This window comes from Prosthecobacter fluviatilis (assembly GCF_042655725.1).
GTDB lineage: Bacteria > Verrucomicrobiota > Verrucomicrobiia > Verrucomicrobiales > Verrucomicrobiaceae > Prosthecobacter > Prosthecobacter fluviatilis.
Genome location: NZ_JBHSMQ010000005.1, coordinates 398,366 through 416,382, shown reverse-complemented (window position 1 = coordinate 416,382; position 18,017 = coordinate 398,366). Strand labels below are relative to the sequence as shown.

The following is an 18,017-nucleotide window of genomic DNA, read 5'->3' as shown; positions in this document are numbered from 1 at the left end:
GGCTTACTTCACCAGCCTCACCATCAGATCCTTGCTCTCGACGCTTTCGCTGATCTTGACGCAAATCTCTTTCACGGTGCCGGCGATCGGTGATGCCACGGCGGCGAACATCTTCATGGCTTCGAGAGTGAGGAGGGTTTCGCCTTCCTTCACCTTCTGGCCCACGCTCACGGCGATGCTGGCGACCATGCCGGGCATTGGAGCGCCGACTTGAGTCGGGTCAGCCGGGTCGGCCTTGGTCTTGGTCACGGCGTTCTTCGCGAGCGCCTTGTTGGTGACGGTGGTGTGGCGTGGGTAGCCGTTGAGCTCGAAGATGGCGGTCTGCTGGCCGGTGGCGTCGGCCTCGGTCATGTTGAGGAGGCGCACAAAGAGCGTCTTGCCTTCTTCCAGGTTGATGTGGATTTCTTCCTTGTCCTGCAGGCCGTAGTAGTAAGCAGGCGTGGGCAGCGCGGAGACATCGCCGTAGGTCTTGCGGAAGTCGGCAAACTTCAGGAACACGTCCGGATACATGAGGTAGCTCCACACATCGTCGTCGGTCGGCTCCTTCTTCAGCTTGGCCTTCAGCTCAGCGCGGACCTCGGTCAGGTTCACCTTGGCGGCATGCGTGCCCGGGCGGCCTTTGATGCGCTTGCCGTCCTTGCCCACGATGGCGTCGGCCAGCTTGTTCCACTTCTTGCGTGAATCCGCGGCCTTGGCGGGTTCCATTCCGTAGAAGGGCTCGCCGAGCCAGCCTTCAAACATGCTGGTCACGTCCTTGCTCCACTTGGTGCCGGTGAGGTTGAAGACATCGCTGGGCTTCACGCCACGCGCCACGCACTCGATGGCGAGGTCGCCCACCACCTTGCTGGACGGCGTCACCTTGACGATGTCACCGCAGAGCTGGTTCACCTCCGCATACGCGTGCGCGATCTCCGGCCAGCGTGGCCCCAGGCCCATGCCGATGGCCTGTTCCTTGAGGTTTGTATACTGGCCGCCGGGCATCTCATGCAGATACACTTCGGCGGTGCCGTAAGGCTCGGCGGTGTCAAAGGGCTTGTAGTAGGCACGCACGGCGGCCCAGTAGTCGCTGAACTCCTGCAGCGCCTCGCTGTCCAGCCCGGTGTCGCGCGGCGTGTTCTGCATGGCAGCCACGATCGAGTTGAGGTTCGGCTGCGAGGTTCCGCCGGAGAGGGAGGAGATGGCGGCGTCCACCACGTCCACGCCCGCCGTGGCGGCTTCCAGAATGCTGGAGGCGTTCAGACCGCTGGTGTCATGCGTGTGGAAATGAATCGGCAGGCCCACTTCATCCTTCAGAGCCTTCACCAGCTTCTTGGCGGCGAAGGGACGGACGAGGCCCGCCATGTCCTTGATGCAGAGCATGTGTGCTCCCATCTTTTCCAGCTCCTTGGCCAGACGGACGTAGTACTTCAGGTCATACTTGTCGCGCTTCGGATCGAGAATGTCTCCGGTGTAGCAGAGGGTGCCTTCGCAGATGGAGTTTGTCTCTTCGCGCACGGCATCCATCGCCGCCTTCAGGTTTGGCAGGTAATTCAGCGAGTCAAAGATGCGGAAGATGTCCATGCCGTTCTCGGCGGAGTGCTTGATGAAGCCCTTCACCACGTTGTCCGGGTAGTTGGTGTAGCCCACGGCGTTGGAGCCGCGGAAGAGCATCTGGAGAAGGATGTTCGGCACCTTCGCGCGGATGTCGCGCAGGCGGTCCCACGGGTCTTCACGCAGGAAGCGCATCGTCACGTCGAAGGTCGCGCCGCCCCACATCTCCAGGGAGAAAAGGTTCGGCGTGCGGCGCGCCACGCTGTCCGCCACGGCCAGCATGTCATAAGTGCGCATGCGCGTGGCCAGCAGAGACTGGTGGGCGTCGCGCATGGTGGTGTCCGTCAGCAGCAGCTTCTTCTGCTTTGCCACCCAGTTCTTGCAGAACTTCTCCGGCCCCATCTCAGTGAGGAGCTGCTTCGTGCCCTTGGCAGGCTCCACGCGGTGGTCATACTTGGGAATCGGCGGCGCACTGAAGGGTTTGGAAATCTTGTGCCCCTTGGCAAACGGGTTGCCGTTCACGATCGTGTCCGCCAGGTAGCTCAGCAGCTTGGAGGCACGGTCCTTGCGCGCCACAAACTTCAGCAGGTCGGGATTGTTGTCGATGAAGCGAGTGGTGGCCTGGCCGGACATGAAGTCCGGGTGGTGCACCACGTTCATGAGGAAGGGGATGTTTGTTTTCACCCCGCGGATGCGGAACTCGCGCAGACCGCGGTCCATGCGGTCCAGCGCTTGCTGGTAGGTGCGGGCAAAGACCGTCATCTTCACCAGCATCGAGTCATAGTAGGGCGTGATCACCGCGTTTGTGGCGCCCAGCGCACCGTCCAGACGGATGCCGAAGCCGCCTGCGCTGCGGTAAGTGAGGATCTTGCCAAAGTCCGGCGTGAAGCCGTTTTCCGGGTCTTCGGTGGTGATGCGGCACTGGATGGCAAAGCCGCTCTTCTCGATCTTGTGCTGCGGCGGCAGGGCCAGCGGCTCCTCATGCACCTTGTAGCCCTGGGCGATGAGGATCTGGCTGCGCACGATGTCGATGCCCGTGATCTCCTCCGTCACCGTGTGCTCCACCTGGATGCGGGGGTTCATTTCGATGAAGTACCACTCGCCGGACTCGTGATCGACGAGGAACTCCACGGTGCCAGCGTGGGTGTAGTTCACAGCTTCGGCCAGCTTCACGGCGGCTTCGCAAAGCCCGTCGATGATCTCCTGCTTGATGCCGTAGCTCGGCGCCTGCTCGATCACCTTCTGGTGACGGCGCTGCACGGAGCAGTCGCGCTCGTGCAGGTGCAGCACGTTGCCATGCTTGTCCGCCAGGATCTGCACTTCGATGTGCTTGGCCTTGCCGACAAATTTTTCGAGGAACACGGCCCCGTTGCCAAAGGCGCGTTCGGCCTCCGTCTGGGCTTCGTCGAGCAGCTTCTCCAGATCCTTCGCCTCACGCACGATGCGCATGCCGCGCCCGCCGCCGCCGAAAGCCGCCTTGATGATCAGCGGAAAGCCGATCTTCTTCGCCGTGGCCAGGGCCTCCTTGCGGTCGCTCACCGGTTCGTCCGTGCCTTCCAGGATCGGCACGTTCAGTTTGCGCGCCACGTTACGGGCGGCGGTTTTGTCCCCCATCATGTCGAGGATCTTCGCCTCAGGGCCGATGAAGATGATGCCGGCGTCTTCGCAGGCCTGGGAGAATTTGGGGTTCTCGGAGAGGAAGCCGTAGCCGGGGTGAATGGCGTCCACGCCTTTTTCCTTGGCCAGCGCCACGATGCCCTCGATGTCCAGGTATGCGCCCAGCGGTCCCTTGTCCTTGTTCAGCTCATAGGCTTCGTCCGCCTTGAAGCGGTGCGGGCAGAAGCGGTCTTCCTGCGCATAGATCCCCACCGTTTTCAGCCCCAGTTCAGTGGCCGCCCGCATCACGCGGATGGCGATTTCAGAGCGGTTCGCCACCATCAGTTTCTTGATGGGGCGGATCGTGGAGGCGGCTGGTGCTTTCTTGGACATGGCAGGGTTGGTTGGAAATGCGCGCGCACAGTCCAGCGAAATCACGGCGAGGCAAGGTGCTAGCGAAGTTTTCCAGCGCCTCGATCCAAGATTGGCCATGAACTTGCTAATTAAAGACCGTCTGGCGCTCAGTTCCCGCCTGTACGAGCCCCCCGCATGTCCATCCACGTCGCCCTCCACCACCGCACCAGCTACCGCTACGAACGCCCTGTCGAGCTGGGGCCCCAGATCATCCGGCTGCGTCCCGCCCCGCACTCCCGGACGCGGATTTTGAGCTATTCCCTCAAAGTCACCCCCAAAAAGCACTTTCTCAACTGGCAGCAGGACCCTCAGTCCAACTACCTTGCCCGCCTCGTCTTCCCGGAAAAGACCAGCGAATTCACTATCGAGGTGGACGTCGTCGCCGAGATGACGGTCTTCAATCCCTTCGACTTCTTCCTCGAGCCCGAGTGCGAGCACTTCCCCTTCAAATACGACGCCGTCCTCGACCACGAGCTGGCCCCCTTCGTCAAGGCCGCCGAGCCCACGCCCAAGTTTGCCGACTACTTCAAGCGTCTTGAGACCGACCTCCTGGAGATGAAGCCCTGGCCGCCCCGCACCATCGACGTGCTGGTCTTCATCAATCAGCGCCTCTGGAAGGACATCGGCTACACCGTCCGCATGGAGCCCGGCGTCCAGACCGCCGAGGAGACGCTCACCAAGCTCACCGGCTCCTGCCGCGACACCTCCTGGCTCATGGTTCAGGTGCTCCGCCGCCTCGGCTTTGCCGCCCGCTTCGTCAGCGGCTACCTCATCCAGCTCAAGCCGGACGTGAAATCCCTCGATGGCCCCAGCGGCACCGAGGTCGATTTCACCGACCTCCACGCCTGGTGCGAGGTCTATCTCCCCGGCGCCGGCTGGGTCGGCCTTGACCCCACCTCCGGCCTCTTCGCCGGGGAGGGCCACATCCCCCTCGCCGCCACGCCAGACCCCCAGAGCGCCGCCCCCATCTCCGGCTTGGTCGAGCCCGCCGAGACCAAGTTCGAGTTCGAAATGAAGGTGGACCGCATCTTCGAGTCCCCCCGTGTCACCAAGCCCTACACCGACGAGCAGTGGGCCGAGATCGAGGCCCTCGGCCACGCCCTGGACAAAGAGCTCCAGGCCAATGACGTCCGCCTCACCATGGGCGGAGAGCCCACCTTCGTCTCCATCGACGACGCCGAAGGCGCCGAGTGGAACACCACCGCCGTCGGCCCCATGAAGGCCCGCCTCTCGGACGAGCTCATCAAGCGCCTCAAGGCACGCTTCTCCCCTGGTGCCTTCCTCCACTACGGCCAGGGCAAGTGGTATCCAGGCGAGCAGCTCCCACGCTGGTGCTACGCCAGCTACTGGCGCAAGGACGGCGAGCCCCTCTGGGGCCACCCCCACCTCTTTGCAGACATGCAGAAGGACTACGGCGTCACGGAGACCCACTCCGCACGCTTCATCCACGCCCTGGCGGAGCGCCTCGGCTGCGGCGGCAAGTGGATCATGCCCGCCTACGAGGACGCCTTCTACTACCTCTGGCGCGAGCGCCGCCTGCCCACCAACGTGGATCCCCACAAATCCAACCTCAAGGACATCGAGGAGCGCACCCGCCTCGCCAAAGTGTTCGAGCAGGGGCTGGACAAGATCATCGGCCACGTCCTGCCGCTCAGGCCGGCATCCGGCGGCTGGGAAACCGGCCCCTGGTTCCTGCGCGCAGAGCGCTGCTACCTCATCCCCGGAGACTCCGCCATGGGCCTCCGCCTTCCGCTCGACTCCCAGCCCTGGGTCAAGACCACCGACTACCCCTACCATCACGAGCAGGACCCCATGGAGGACCGCGAGCCCCTGCCAGATCGCCAGCAGTTCGTGCGTGGTATTGCCGGTGTCCCCGCCTCCTTCTGGAAGCGGCTCGTCCTTTCCCAGAAAGGCCCCAAGGGTCTCGCAGATCTCACCGAGGAGGAGCGCAAAGCCCTCGAGCAGGAGCAGCTCATCGACCCCGCCTTCCAGCCGCCTTCCGTCGGGCAGTCCGCAGACTGGGTCGTCCGCACCGCCCTCTGCGTGGAGCCGCGCGATGGCAAGCTCCACGTCTTCATGCCCCCCACCAAGACGCTGGAGGAGTACCTCTCCGCCCTCGGTGCCGTGGAGGACGTCGCACTGGCTTTGGACCAGCCCCTCGTTCTGGAAGGCTACCCACCGCCCTACGACCCACGCGTGAACGTCCTCAAGGTCACCCCCGACCCCGGCGTCATCGAGGTCAACGTCCACCCGGCCAAAAACTGGGACGAGATGGTCAACATCACCGAAACCCTCTACGAAGAGGCCCGCCAGACCCGCCTCGGCACCGAGAAGTTCATGGTCGACGGCCGCCACACCGGCACCGGCGGGGGCAATCACATCGTCATGGGGGCCGAATACCCCAAGGACAGCCCTTTCCTTCGGCGTCCGGACCTCCTGCGCAGCCTCGTCACCTACTGGCAGAATCACCCCTCGCTCTCCTACATGTTCAGCGGCCTCTTCATCGGCCCCACCAGCCAGAGCCCCCGCATCGATGAAGCCCGCAATGATTCCCTCTACGAGCTGGAGGTGGCCTTCAAGGCCGCCTCCGACGCCGGCCATGTCCCGCCGTGGCTCGTGGACCGCCTGTACCGCAACCTCCTCATCGACTCCACCGGCAACACCCACCGTGCCGAGTTCTGCATCGACAAGCTCTACTCCCCGGACAGCAGCACCGGCCGCCTCGGCCTGCTGGAGATGCGCGGCTATGAAATGCCGCCCCACGCACGCATGAGCCTCGCCCAGGCCCTCATGCTCCGCACCCTCATCGCCCGCTTCTGGAAGGAGCCCTACGAGGCACCCCTCGTCCGCTGGGGCACCGACATCCATGACCGCTGGATGCTCCCGCACTTTGCCTGGAGCGACATCGAGGACGTCTGCTACGACACCCGTCAGGCGGGTTACGAGCTCAAGCCCGAATGGTTCGCCCCTCACTTCGAGTTCCGTTACCCGCTCAGTGGCGACTGGTCCGCCCGAAATGTGCACATGGAGATCCGCCAGGCACTCGAGCCTTGGCACGTGCTCGGCGAAGATGCCGGCATGGGCGGCGCGGTTCGCTACGTGGACTCCTCCCTCGAGCGCATCCAGATCAAGGCGCAGGGCTTGGTCGAGGGCCGCTACGCCATCACCTGCAATGGCCGCACCGTCCCGCTGCATCCCACCGGCACCAACGGCGAATACGTCGCCGGCGTGCGCTACCGCGCCTGGCAGCCGCCAAACTGCCTGCAGCCCACCGTCGGCGTCCACTCGCCGCTCACCATCGATCTTGTGGACCGGTGGAATCAGCGCTCCCTCGGCGGTTGCACCTACCACGTGGCCCATCCCGGCGGCCTCAGTCACGAGTCCTTCCCGGTCAATGCCTACGAGGCTGAAAGCCGCCGCTACGCCCGCTTCTTCCGCCACGGTCACACGCCAGGAAAGATCAAAGTGGCCCCCGCCACGCCCAATCCGGAGTTCCCCTTCACCCTGGACCTCCGGCACGGTTGAACTGACGCCACCGCGAGCGCGCCAGCGTTTGGGAGTGAGGTCGCGCAGAGGCAAGGCGCAAGCCTTGCATCGCAGCTGCCGCTTTCGCAGGCACCACCGTATCCCCCGGCCTCAGCCCTCACACTCCCGCTCATGGCATAAACATTGCGTCCAGCCTGAAAATAGGATGCGCTGCTGCCAACGGTTCCTACTGTCCGCACCATCCGCCATCTCCGACCACGCATTGATCTTCCAATCCCAAAGTTCCACCTCCGCCGCTTCTCCCGTCACCCCTCGGGCCGCTCCGCCGCAGCTCGACGGCACGGCGGTTGAGGGGCATTACGACGAGCTCCGCGACGCCGCCGGCAAGCTGCGCCCCCACTACGAGCCCGTCATCTCCGATCTTCAGAAGCGGGACGTCGCCGGGGTCAAGCGCCTCGCAGACACCGCCCGCCGTCTGCTGGCGGAGCGCGGCGTCACTTTCAACATCTACGACGCCAAGGGTCTCGACACCCCCTGGCAGATGGACCCCGTCCCCTTTGTCATCTCCGCCCGCGAATGGGAGGGCATCGAAAAAGCGCTCATCCAGCGCGCCACGCTGCTCAATGCCATTTTGACAGACAGCTACGGCCCCCAGCAGCTCATCAAGGACGGCAGCATGCCTGCGGCCATGGTGCTCGCCCAGCCCAGCTACATCCGCGCCTGCCATGGCATCAAGGTGCCCGGCAACAAGCCGCTCCAGGTCTATGGTGCCGACATCGTTCGCGCACTCGATGGCCAGTGGTGGGTCATCTCAGACCGCACCCAGATTCCCACCGGCTCCGGCTACGCTCTGGAAAACCGCCTCATCACCTCCCGCCTGCTGCCCGAGGTCTTCCGTGATGCGCGCGTGCGTCGTCTCGCCGGTTTCTTCCGCCAGATGCAGCAGTCCCTCGCCGCCCTCGCCCCACGTCCCGTGGAGGAGCCCCGCGTCGTGCTGCTCACACCCGGGCCCTACAATGAGACCTACTTCGAGCAGGCCTACCTGGCCCGCTACCTCGGTTACACGCTCGTTGAGGGTGAAGACCTCACCGTCCGCGACGACCGCGTCTATCAGAAGACCCTCAATGGCCTGGAGCCCGTGGACGTCATCCTCCGCCGCGTGGACGACGACTTCTGCGACCCCCTGGAGCTTCGCAATGACTCCATGCTCGGCGTCCCCGGTCTCGTCCGCGCCGTGCGTGCCGGCAATGTGGCCCTGGCCAACTCCCTCGGCTCCGGTCTCGTCGAAGCCCCGGCCATGATGGCCTTCCTCCCCAGCCTCAGTCGCAAGCTCCTCGGTGAAGATCTTCTCATGCCCTCCGTCGCCACCTGGTGGTGCGGCCAGGAGAATCCGAAGGCCGAGGTGGAGAAAAACATCGAACGCCTGGTCATCAAAAACGCCTTCAAGGTCCGCGGCCGCGAGATCAATTTTGGCGAACACCTCACTGCGGCCGAGCGCGCCGCCCTCATCGAGCGCATGCGCTTCGCGCCAGACCGCTGGGCCGCGCAGGAAAAAATCTCCTTCTCCACCGCCCCCGTCTGGGACGACGGCCACCTCGTGCACAAGCCCGTCAGCGTGCGCGTCTATCTCGTCGCCACCCAGGACGGCTACATGGTCATGCCCGGCGGCCTCACGCGCGTGGCCGCCAAAACTGACTCCTCCGTGGTCTCCATGCAGAAGGGCGGCACCACCAAGGACACCTGGGTCCTCAGCGACGGCCCCGTGGACAACGTCACGCTGCTCTCCAACACCAGCACGCCGGTGGAGCTCCGCCGCACCGGGCACAATCTCGGCAGCCGCGTCGCCAATCATCTCTACTGGCTTGGTCGCTACGCCGAGCGCGCTGAGTCCAGCGCCCGCCTGCTGCGCTCCACCCTCCTGCGCTGCTCGCCCGAGAGCGGCATGAGCGAGACCCCGCTCCTTCTTCCTCTGCTCGAAGCGCTCAAAAAACTCACCGTGCTCGATGACGTCACAGACGTCGCCGCCCTCGCCTCCCAGCAGGAGCAGCTTGAGGCCCGTCTGCTGGAGGCCATCTTCGACCCCGATCATCCCTCCAGCGTCCGTTCCTGCGTGGCCCACATCCAGCGCATCGGCGTGCTGCTGCGGGATCGCATCTCCATCGACACCTGGCGCATCATCAGCCAGCTCGGAGACGCCTGGGACACCTATGAAAGCACGCCCAGCGTCACGCCCATGGCAGACGCTCTCAACGTGCTCACCCGCATCATCCTTGAGCTCGCCTCCTTCCATGGCCTCGCCAAGGAAAACATGACGCGCGCCCAGGGCTGGATGTTCCTCGACATCGGCCACCGCCTGGAGCGCACCGTTTACATCTGCGAGCTGCTGCGCGCCGGGCTCCGCAGCGCCGATGCTGAAAACCCCAGCCTCCTGGAGGCCATCCTGGAGGTCGGAGACAGCACCATCACCTACCGCAACCGCTACAGCCTCCTCCCCCAGCTCGCCGCCGTGTATGACCTCCTCATGCTCGACGAGCTCAACCCCCGCGGCCTCCGCTTCCAGTTTGAGCGCATCCGCCAGCAGTTCGAGCACCTCCCTCACGAGCAGAAATCCGCGCTCCTCACCCCGGCCATGCGCATCTTCCTGGAAAACAGCACCCGCCTCCAGCTCTGCGACCCCACCGAGCTCGCACGCGTGGAGCACGGCGCCTGGTCCCAGTCTCAGGTGGACCGTCTGCTCACCCAGCTCATCGACGCCATGCCCCAGCTCAATGATGCGCTGACCGCCTCCTACTTTGCACACTCCACCATCAGCAGCAGCGATGCGTCTCCGGCTGCTGAAACCGCGACCACGTGATGAAATACCGCATCACCCATCGCACCACATACAGCTACAGCTCGCAGGTGGCTGTCTCACACCATGCCGCGCGGCTCTGCCCCCGGGACACCGAGACTCAGCGCTGCCTGGAGTTCAGCCTCAGCTTTGACCCTGAGCCTGATCTCTGCACCGAGCACATCGACTCCTTCGGCAATCAGGTCGCCAGCTTCTCCGTGCAAAAGCTGCACAATCACTTCGAGGTCACCTCCCGCAGCTTCGTCTCCCTCACACCCGTGCTGCAGCCCGACCCTCAGCAGACGCCCCCTTGGGAGGAGGTGGCAGCCCTGTTCCGTGATCCCGTTTCCGCAGACCTGCTCGACCCCTGCCAGTACGTTTACGTCAGCCCCCTCCTGGTGCCCGAGATGCAGCTGCGCGATTTCGCGCTCCCCAGCTTCACCAAAGGCCGCCCTCTTCTCGCCGCCACGGCGGATCTCTTCCGCCGCATCTACAAGGAGTTCGTTTTCGACCCCAAGGCCACCACCATCAGCACGCCGCTCAAGGAGGTGCTGGAAAAGAAGCGCGGCGTCTGCCAGGACTTCGCCCATCTCTCCATCGCCAGCCTTCGCGCCATCGGCCTGCCGGCGCGTTATGTCAGCGGTTATCTCCGTACCCATCCGCCTGCAGGCAAGCCCCGGCTGGTAGGCGTGGACGCCTCGCATGCCTGGGCCTCCTGTTTCGTGCCCGGTTTCGGCTGGGTGGACTTTGATCCCACCAACAGCTGCTTCACCTCCCTCGACCACATCACCGTGGCCATCGGGCGCGACTTCTCAGACGTCAGCCCCGTTCGCGGCATCATCACCGGCGGCGGCAGGCACACCGTCGGCGTCGGCGTCGATGTCGAGCCCGTCGGCGACTGACCCGGCTCGGGCTCCTTGGGAGAAGCAGAGAAATAAGCGGCACATGCCCGGCTGGCTGCCCTCAGCCAGCCGCGCCGTAGCCCAAGGCTTTCTCATACCACGATGCGATGAAAACGGGTCTGAAGGTGGAGGCACCATCCGACGGAGGGGGATCATCTTGATCCCCCCACCTGCAGCGTGTTCGTGGATCTGCGAGGGCGCAGGGTGGATGCGGGAACGTGTGGGATCGGGACGATCCCACTCCTCCGGAGCGCTGGCTGGCCGCATGGAATGCTGGCTTTCACCCCTGAGACCCGTTTTCAGCTGTGCGTGGTATCACCATGGACAGCCTTCTCAACGGAAAGGTCTTTTGCGCTGCGCTAGATGTCCATCTCCCCGGCTTCCCCACGTATTTTTAAAGCGATTGAAACTCTGGCACAGGGGCTGCTAATTAATAAGGTCCCATGTCGTCACTGTTTAACGACTACCAACCAGAGAGCTTCTTCGACGAGGTGTTTTCCAAACCAGGGAAGACGCGCACGCACTACGGAGCCATGCTTGATAGTGTAGGTTCACTCACTCCGTCCGAATATTCTGCACGCCAAAAGGCTGTGGATGCCGCCTTCCTCCGTCAGGGCGTCACATTCACCGTCTATGGCGATGACCAGGGTACCGAACGCATCTTCCCCTTCGACCTCATGCCGCGGATCATCCCGCAGCGTGAATGGGAGACGGTGGAGGCCGGACTGATTCAGCGCATCACCGCCCTGAATCTCTTCCTCAACGATGTCTATCACGGTCAGAAGATCATCAATGACAAGGCCGTGCCCGCAGACCTCGTGCTCTCCGCCTCTCATTACCGGCCCGAGTTCCGTGGCATCAAGGTGCCCCACGGCATCTACATCCACATCTGCGGCACCGACCTCGTCCGCGATGACAAAGGCGACTACTACGTCCTCGAGGACAACGGCCGCTGCCCCTCCGGCGCCTCCTACATGCTGGAGAATCGCAACGCCATGAAGCGCGCCTTCCCCGGCCTGCTTCAGTCGCTCCCCGTACGCCCCGTGGACGCCTACGGCTCCATGCTGCGGGAGACCCTCGCGCACCTCGCTCCCAGCAGCGTGCTCGATCCCGTCATCGTCGTCCTCACGCCCGGCATCTACAACAGCGCCTACTTCGAGCACTGCTACCTCGCCAAGCAGATGGGCGTGCCCATCGTCGAAGGCCGCGATCTCATCATCCGCAATGATCGCGTCTTCATGCGCACGACGAAAGGCCTGGAGCAGGTCCACGTCATCTACCGCCGCATCGACGACGACTTCCTCGACCCCCTCGTCTTCCGCAAGGACTCCCTCCTCGGCGTCCCCGGCATCATCAATGCCTACCGCAAAGGCAACGTCGCCCTCGCCAACTCCATCGGTACCGGCGTCGCCGACGACAAAGCCGTCTATGCGCTCGTGCCGAAGATGATCAAATACTACCTCGATCAGGACCCCATCCTCCCCAACGTGCCCACGCACCTTGGCGTGGACGAAAAGGAGTGCTCCTACATCCTCGACAACCTCGACAAGCTCGTCGTCAAGGCCGTCAACGAATCCGGCGGCTATGGCATGCTCATGGGTCCCCACGCCTCCAAAAAAGAGCGTTCCGAATTCGCCGAGCGCATCAAGAAGAACCCGCGCAACTACATCGCGCAGCCCGTTCTTCAGCTCTCCCGCCACCCCGTCTTTGTGGACGACCACTTCGAGGGCCGCCACATCGACCTGCGCCCCTACGTGCTCTGCGGCGACCGCGTGCGCGTCGTCCCCGGCGGCCTCACCCGCGTCGCGCTCAAAAAAGGCTCTCTCGTCGTGAACTCCTCCCAGGGCGGAGGCAGCAAGGACACCTGGGTCCTCTGGGACGACCCCCTGGACGCACCTGCCGAAACCTCACCCGCCGCCTGATCACACGCCATGCTTAGCCGAGTCGCAGACAGCATTTACTGGATGGCACGCTATGTCGAGCGCGCCGAAAACCTCTCACGCCTCCTCCTTTCCACGCAGGATCTCCTGCTCGATGCCGGAGCCGAGGGCGTGGATGAAGCACAGTTCTGGCAGCCCCTCCTCGCCACCACCGGAGACGAGGACGCCTACTTCGGACTGCACAAAAAAGTCAAAGGCAAGGACGTCACCGACTTCCTCGCCCTCCGTGCGGACAATCCCAACTCCATGCTCAACAGCATCCGCGCCGCGCGTGAAAACGCCCGCACCGTGCGCGACCAGATCTCCGACGAGATCTGGGAGTCTCTCAATTCCCTGCGCCTCTTCGTCGAGTCCGCCGAGGGCAAGGCCATGCACCGCACCCAGAGCGCTGCTTTTTACGAGCGCGTGCTCCGCGGCTCCTACGAGTTCCAGGGCGTCGCAGACTCCACCACCCCGCGCGGCGAAATCTGGTATTTTCTACGCGTCGGCACCTGCCTGGAGCGAGCGGACAAGGTCTCCCGTCTTCTCGACACCTGCTCCGGCCTCTCCCTGGAGATGCCACCTTCTCCCAAGGCCCGCCCCCTGCGCTGGGCCGCCCTCCTGCGCTCCTGCTCCGCCTGGCATGCCTTCCAGACCAAATGCAGCAAGCAGGACCCGGCAAAAATCATCGAATACCTCCTGCTCGACGAGACCTTCCCCCGCTCCATCGCCTACTGCGTGGCGGAGGCGGAGGGTGCCCTCCAGGCTCTCTGCACCGGGGCAGGCCTCCAGGGCATGCCCATCCTTCTGCGCCATGTCGGCCGTCTGCGTGCAGACCTCGCCTACACCACCGTCGAGGAGGTGCTCGCCATCGGCCTTCACGAGTACATCGACAATCTGCAGACACGCCTCAACCAGATCGGAGAGGCCATCTTCCAGACCTTTGTCCTCCATGCCGAGTTCTCCATGCCGGCCGAGGAGCCTGCACCCGAAATCGTCAGCGTCCCGGGGGCCTACCATGCCCATGCCGATGAGGATGCGCAGATCCAACAGCAACAGCAGCAGCAATAGCGGCGTACTTGCGTCTCCCGCCGTTCCACCGCCATGCGATTCCGAGTTTTCCACCGCACGCGCTACGTTTACCGCGCTGCGGTGCGCGACAGCTACAATGAGGTCAGGCTCCGGCCTGTCACCGACGACAAGTCACGTCTCGAATTCTTCCTGCTCAACGTCAAGCCCCCCGCACGCCTCCAGCACTTCCGGGACAACTGGCTCAACTACGTCCACTACTTCGACATCCCCGAGCCGCACACGGACCTGACCATCGAGTCCCAGTCCACCATCAACACCACCAATCCCTACAAGGACGGCAAGCCACTCGGCGTCACCTTCGAGATGCTCAAGGACGAGATGGACGAAATGGTCCTCCCCTTCCTCGGAGACAGCCGCTACATCGCCATCACCCCCGAAGTCTGGCGCCTCGGCATCGACATCCGCAATGACAGCAACGACGTCTTCGAAACCGCCGAGGCGGTGATGAACTACATCTACCGCGAGTGGAAGTACTCCCCCAGCACCACCACCTCGTCCACTCACATGGCCGAGGTGTTGCAGAGCAGGCAGGGCGTCTGCCAGGACTTCGCGCACCTCATGATCGGCATCTGCCGCGCCCTCGGCATCCCCGCCCGCTACATCAGCGGCTACCTCTACAACGGCCCCGACTCCCACCTGCGCGGCACCCAGGCCTCCCATGCCTGGTGTGAGGTCCATCTCCCCGGCAAAGGCTGGTTCGGCCTCGACCCCACCAACGCCACCCTCGCAGACGAGCGCCACATCAAGATCGCCACCGGCCGCGACTACCACGACGCCGCCCCCATCTCCGGCTACTTCGACGGCCCCCCCGGCGCCACCACCGCCCTCCAGGTCGAGCTCGAAGTCCGTCGCCTTGATGGCTGATCCGCTGAATCTTCCGTTGTCTTTCACCCCCTCCCAGCTACAATTCACGTAGCGGGCCGCGCAACGGGGTTGGAAACTTCAAAACCGATTCTGGAGCGAGGCTCCCAGAATCAATTTTTAAAGTTTTTATGGGGTTGTTCTCTCTTCCGGTGGTGAAAATAGGATCGGTGTCCATGGACGGCACGGAGCCGGTGTTCATACTTGGCCCCTGCGTCATCGAGAGCGAAGACTTCATCTGGGACATCGCCGAAAAACTCGGCACCATGGCGCAGCAGCACGGCTGGCGCTGGGTCTTCAAAGCCTCCTACGACAAGGCCAACCGCAGCGCCATCTCCTCCTACCGCGGCCTCGGCTGCGAGGCCGGCTGCAAGCTCCTCGCCCAGATCGGCGCCAAGCTCGGCGTCCCCGTCACCACCGACGTCCACACCGTTGAGGAGGCAAAGCAGGCCGCCGAGCACATCGACCTCCTCCAGATCCCCGCCTTCCTCTGCCGCCAGACCGACCTCATCGTCGCCGCCGGCGAGACTGGCCGCACCGTGAACGTCAAAAAAGGCCAGTTCATGGCCCCTTGGGATGTCAAAAACATCGCCGACAAGCTCGTCGCCTCCGGCTGCCAGAACTTCATGTTCACCGAGCGCGGCACCACCTTCGGCTACAACAACCTCGTCGCCGACATGCGCTCCCTCTACTGGATGCGCGAGCTCGGCTACCGCGCCGTCATGGACGCCACCCACAGCGTCCAGCGCCCCGGTGGCCTCGGCACCGCCACGGGTGGCGATGGCAAGCTCGCCCCCGTACTCGCCCGCGCCGCCGTGGCCACCGGCTGTGATGGCGTCTTCATGGAGACCCACCCGGACCCCGCCAAAGCCTTCTCAGACGGCCCCAATCAAATCCCGCTTTCGCAGATCGCCGAAGTGGTCGAAACCTTGCGCAAGATTCATGGCCTCGTTCGCGACATCTCTTGAGCGGCTCTACCGCCGCAGGATCGCACTCTCCATCACCCTCGGAGTGGTGGCAGGCCTCGCCATGTTTGCCCTCGGCCAGCAGAGTTCCGGCTCAGACTCCGGCATGGCCGCCTTTTTGCAGATGGTCCCCCCCGGAGCCGTCAACAAGGGGGCCGTCATCCCCTCCTTCGACTCCACCGGCCGTCGCACCATGCTCATCACCGCAGACATGCTCCGTCGTGTCGACGACGAGCGTATCTATGCTGAAAACCTCGTGGTCCAGATGTTCAGCGCAGACCCCAAAAACGACGTCCGCATCGACCTGAAGACCGCCTTTTACCAGATGGCCGGCACGGGCGGCATCCTCCGCAGCACCCAGCGCAGCCATGTACGCCATGCCGACTTCGACATTGAGGGGGACAGCCTCATCTACGACACCGCAAAAAATCAGGGACGCATGACAGGAAACATCCACATGGTCATCTTTGACAGCAGCGCTCTCAGCAGCGAGGTACCACGCCCCGCTGAATCCCGCCCCACCAAGTGACATGAAGACGCCATCCATTCTGCTCCTCGCCCTGCTCATCAGCAGCATCGGCGCTTTGGCACAAGGCCCGGGCGGCGGCGCACGCCCTCTGTTCGATTTCCGCAAAAAAAAGATCGACGAAGAAACCAAGGTCAAGGCCATTGATACTGCCAAGGAGGCCGTCAAGCAGGTGCCCGATGAGATGAAGGACAAGGCCAAGGAACTGCTCCTCTCGCCCGACAGCGCTGAAATGCGCCAGAAGGCACTTCAGGCTGCCCAGTCGATGATCCAAGGCCAGGGCACCGCTTCCAGCCCAGCAGCGGCTACGCCCCCCATCGCCACAGAACCCCCCCCTGCTTCTGCGCCAGCCCCAGCCCCAGCCCCAGCCCCCATGGTGGCTGTCGTTGAAACGCCACCACCACCACCACCCTCTGGCCCGCAGCCCAAACCTTTGCAGCCCTTGAACCTGGACGAGGCACCCAAGGCCACCAAAGGCCAGATCGACATCACCGCCCAGAAAAGCGCTTTCTTCGATGCCAACAACAACTACGGCATCTACACCGGGGATGTAAAGGCCCGCCATCCCCAGATGTACATCGAGTGCGAGGAGCTCGAGCTCTTCATGACCAAGCAGCAGGGCTCCGTGCTCGGTGCTCCCAAGCCCCCCAAAAACGGACCCGCCGCCAAGGACTCGGACATTCTCGCTCCCGCAAAAAAAACCGGCAGATCCGCCCCGCCCATCGACAGAGCAGACGCCCGCGGCCCCATGGTCACCATCGAAAAAATCTCTGAAGATGGCGAGCTCCAGATCGGCCACTGCAAGCACCTCATCTACGACGGCAAAACCGAGCAGACCACCCTCCTCGAATGGCCCCAGGTCCAGGCCGGCAATCAGCTGCACAAAGCTACCGAAGCCGGCTGCATCATGGTCATCGACAAGACCGGCAAGCTCACCACCACCGGTGGCCATGAGACGATCATTCTCCAGGGAGACGAGATCGCGCCTCGCAAAAACGGCCAGGCCTCGCCCGCACCCGCACAGCAGTGAACATGGCTTCGCGAAAGAAAAAAATGAAGGACGTCAGCGGCGGGGATTCCCTGCCGTCCCTGGACCTTGCAGAAACACGGTCGCATGCCTCGCACGACCCCGGCATGCCTGCACCCATCATCCCGGACAAAAACACCCTTCTTCACACTGAAGGGCTGAAAAAAGTCTATGACGGCCGCGCCGTCGTCAATGGCGTGGACATCGAGGTCAAAACCGGTGAGATCGTCGGCCTGCTCGGTCCGAACGGCGCCGGCAAGACCACCACCTTCTACATGATCGTCGGCCTCGTGCAGCCCAATGGCGGCAAGGTCATGTTCGACGGCAAGGACACCACCCACCAGCCCATGTACATGCGCTCCAGGCTCGGCATGGGCTACCTCCCCCAGGAGGAGTCCATCTTCCGCCGTCTCACCGTCCGGGAAAACATCATGGGCGTCATGGAGACCCAGCCCTACTCCAAGGCCGAGCGCGAGGAGCAGACCCAGTCCCTCATGGAAAAGTTCGGCATCGACCACGTCGCCGACAACCTCGCCATCACCCTCAGCGGTGGCGAAAAGCGCCGCCTCACCATCGCACGCTCCCTCGTCACCTCGCCCAAGCTCCTCATGCTCGATGAGCCCTTCAGCGGCGTTGACCCCATCGCCGTCAGCGAAATCCAGGAGATCATCCGCATGCTTCGCAGTGCGGGCCTCGCCATTCTCATCACTGACCACAACGTCCGTGAGACCCTCAACATCGTGGACCGCGCCTACCTCATCTTTGAGGGCCGCGTCCGCCGCCACGGCAGCAAAGATTTCCTCGTCCAGGACGACGAGGCCCGCCGCCTCTACCTCGGTGAAGGCTTCACCATGTAAATTTTGTCCAAC

General features: G+C 63.6%; 11 protein-coding genes. 10 read left to right on the top strand and 1 reads right to left on the bottom strand.

What is annotated here, in order from left to right; genetic code table 11:
• Positions 1 to 3 precede the first annotated feature (3 nt).
• Complete coding sequence (locus ACFQDI_RS15845; RefSeq protein ID WP_377168478.1) at positions 4 to 3,519, bottom strand: pyruvate carboxylase; 3,516 nt, start codon at positions 3,517 to 3,519, stop codon at positions 4 to 6.
• Positions 3,520 to 3,675: 156 nt separating this feature from the next.
• On the opposite strand from ACFQDI_RS15845, the gene ACFQDI_RS15840 reads away from it, so the two are divergent.
• From ACFQDI_RS15840 to lptB, 10 genes are all read left to right on the top strand, one after another.
• Positions 3,676 to 7,065, top strand: a complete 3,390-nt coding sequence (locus tag ACFQDI_RS15840; RefSeq protein WP_377168476.1) for a transglutaminase family protein — start codon at positions 3,676 to 3,678, stop codon at positions 7,063 to 7,065.
• A gap of 223 nt (positions 7,066 to 7,288) precedes the next feature.
• Positions 7,289 to 9,880 carry a circularly permuted type 2 ATP-grasp protein gene (locus tag ACFQDI_RS15835; protein ID WP_377168474.1) on the top strand — a complete coding sequence of 864 codons (2,592 nt, stop codon included), beginning with the start codon at positions 7,289 to 7,291 and terminating at the stop codon, positions 9,878 to 9,880.
• On the top strand, positions 9,880 to 10,758 hold the full coding sequence (locus ACFQDI_RS15830) for a transglutaminase family protein (RefSeq protein WP_377168472.1): 879 nt from the start codon (positions 9,880 to 9,882) through the stop codon (positions 10,756 to 10,758). The genes ACFQDI_RS15835 and ACFQDI_RS15830 overlap by 1 nt, the downstream gene beginning before the upstream one ends.
• A 443-nt stretch (positions 10,759 to 11,201) precedes the next feature.
• Positions 11,202 to 12,680, top strand: coding sequence for a circularly permuted type 2 ATP-grasp protein (locus ACFQDI_RS15825; protein WP_377168470.1), 1,479 nt, complete (start codon positions 11,202 to 11,204; stop codon positions 12,678 to 12,680).
• Positions 12,681 to 12,689: 9 nt separating this feature from the next.
• Positions 12,690 to 13,748, top strand: a complete 1,059-nt coding sequence (locus tag ACFQDI_RS15820) for an alpha-E domain-containing protein (RefSeq protein ID WP_377168468.1) — start codon at positions 12,690 to 12,692, stop codon at positions 13,746 to 13,748.
• Positions 13,749 to 13,781: 33 nt separating this feature from the next.
• Positions 13,782 to 14,633, top strand: coding sequence for a transglutaminase family protein (locus tag ACFQDI_RS15815; protein WP_377168466.1), 852 nt, complete (start codon positions 13,782 to 13,784; stop codon positions 14,631 to 14,633).
• 128 nt (positions 14,634 to 14,761) lie between these two features.
• The gene (kdsA, locus tag ACFQDI_RS15810; protein ID WP_377168464.1) at positions 14,762 to 15,598 is read left to right on the top strand and encodes a 3-deoxy-8-phosphooctulonate synthase; all 837 of its coding nucleotides are present in this window, start codon (positions 14,762 to 14,764) and stop codon (positions 15,596 to 15,598) included.
• The gene (locus ACFQDI_RS15805) at positions 15,573 to 16,124 is read left to right on the top strand and encodes a hypothetical protein (protein WP_377168462.1); all 552 of its coding nucleotides are present in this window, start codon (positions 15,573 to 15,575) and stop codon (positions 16,122 to 16,124) included. Before kdsA ends, ACFQDI_RS15805 begins: the two co-directional genes overlap by 26 nt.
• Position 16,125: 1 nt before the next feature.
• Positions 16,126 to 17,151 (top strand): LptA/OstA family protein, encoded by a 1,026-nt coding sequence (locus tag ACFQDI_RS15800; RefSeq protein ID WP_377168460.1) that lies wholly within the window; start codon positions 16,126 to 16,128, stop codon positions 17,149 to 17,151.
• Between the two features lie 104 nt (positions 17,152 to 17,255).
• Positions 17,256 to 18,005 (top strand): LPS export ABC transporter ATP-binding protein, encoded by a 750-nt coding sequence (lptB, locus tag ACFQDI_RS15795; protein ID WP_377168458.1) that lies wholly within the window; start codon positions 17,256 to 17,258, stop codon positions 18,003 to 18,005.
• Positions 18,006 to 18,017: the final 12 nt, after the last annotated feature.

What these genes read in the sequence shown, in the direction of transcription:
- ACFQDI_RS15845 (WP_377168478.1), bottom strand. Translation starts at nt 3,519, where the DNA reads ATGTCCAAGAAAGCACCAGCCGCCTCCACGATCCGCCCCATCAAGAAA.
- ACFQDI_RS15840 (WP_377168476.1), top strand. Translation starts at nt 3,676, where the DNA reads ATGTCCATCCACGTCGCCCTCCACCACCGCACCAGCTACCGCTACGAA.
- ACFQDI_RS15830 (WP_377168472.1), top strand. Translation starts at nt 9,880, where the DNA reads ATGAAATACCGCATCACCCATCGCACCACATACAGCTACAGCTCGCAG.
- ACFQDI_RS15825 (WP_377168470.1), top strand. Translation starts at nt 11,202, where the DNA reads ATGTCGTCACTGTTTAACGACTACCAACCAGAGAGCTTCTTCGACGAG.
- ACFQDI_RS15820 (WP_377168468.1), top strand. Translation starts at nt 12,690, where the DNA reads ATGCTTAGCCGAGTCGCAGACAGCATTTACTGGATGGCACGCTATGTC.
- ACFQDI_RS15815 (WP_377168466.1), top strand. Translation starts at nt 13,782, where the DNA reads ATGCGATTCCGAGTTTTCCACCGCACGCGCTACGTTTACCGCGCTGCG.
- kdsA (WP_377168464.1), top strand. Translation starts at nt 14,762, where the DNA reads ATGGGGTTGTTCTCTCTTCCGGTGGTGAAAATAGGATCGGTGTCCATG.
- ACFQDI_RS15805 (WP_377168462.1), top strand. Translation starts at nt 15,573, where the DNA reads ATGGCCTCGTTCGCGACATCTCTTGAGCGGCTCTACCGCCGCAGGATC.
- ACFQDI_RS15800 (WP_377168460.1), top strand. Translation starts at nt 16,126, where the DNA reads ATGAAGACGCCATCCATTCTGCTCCTCGCCCTGCTCATCAGCAGCATC.
- lptB (WP_377168458.1), top strand. Translation starts at nt 17,256, where the DNA reads ATGCCTGCACCCATCATCCCGGACAAAAACACCCTTCTTCACACTGAA.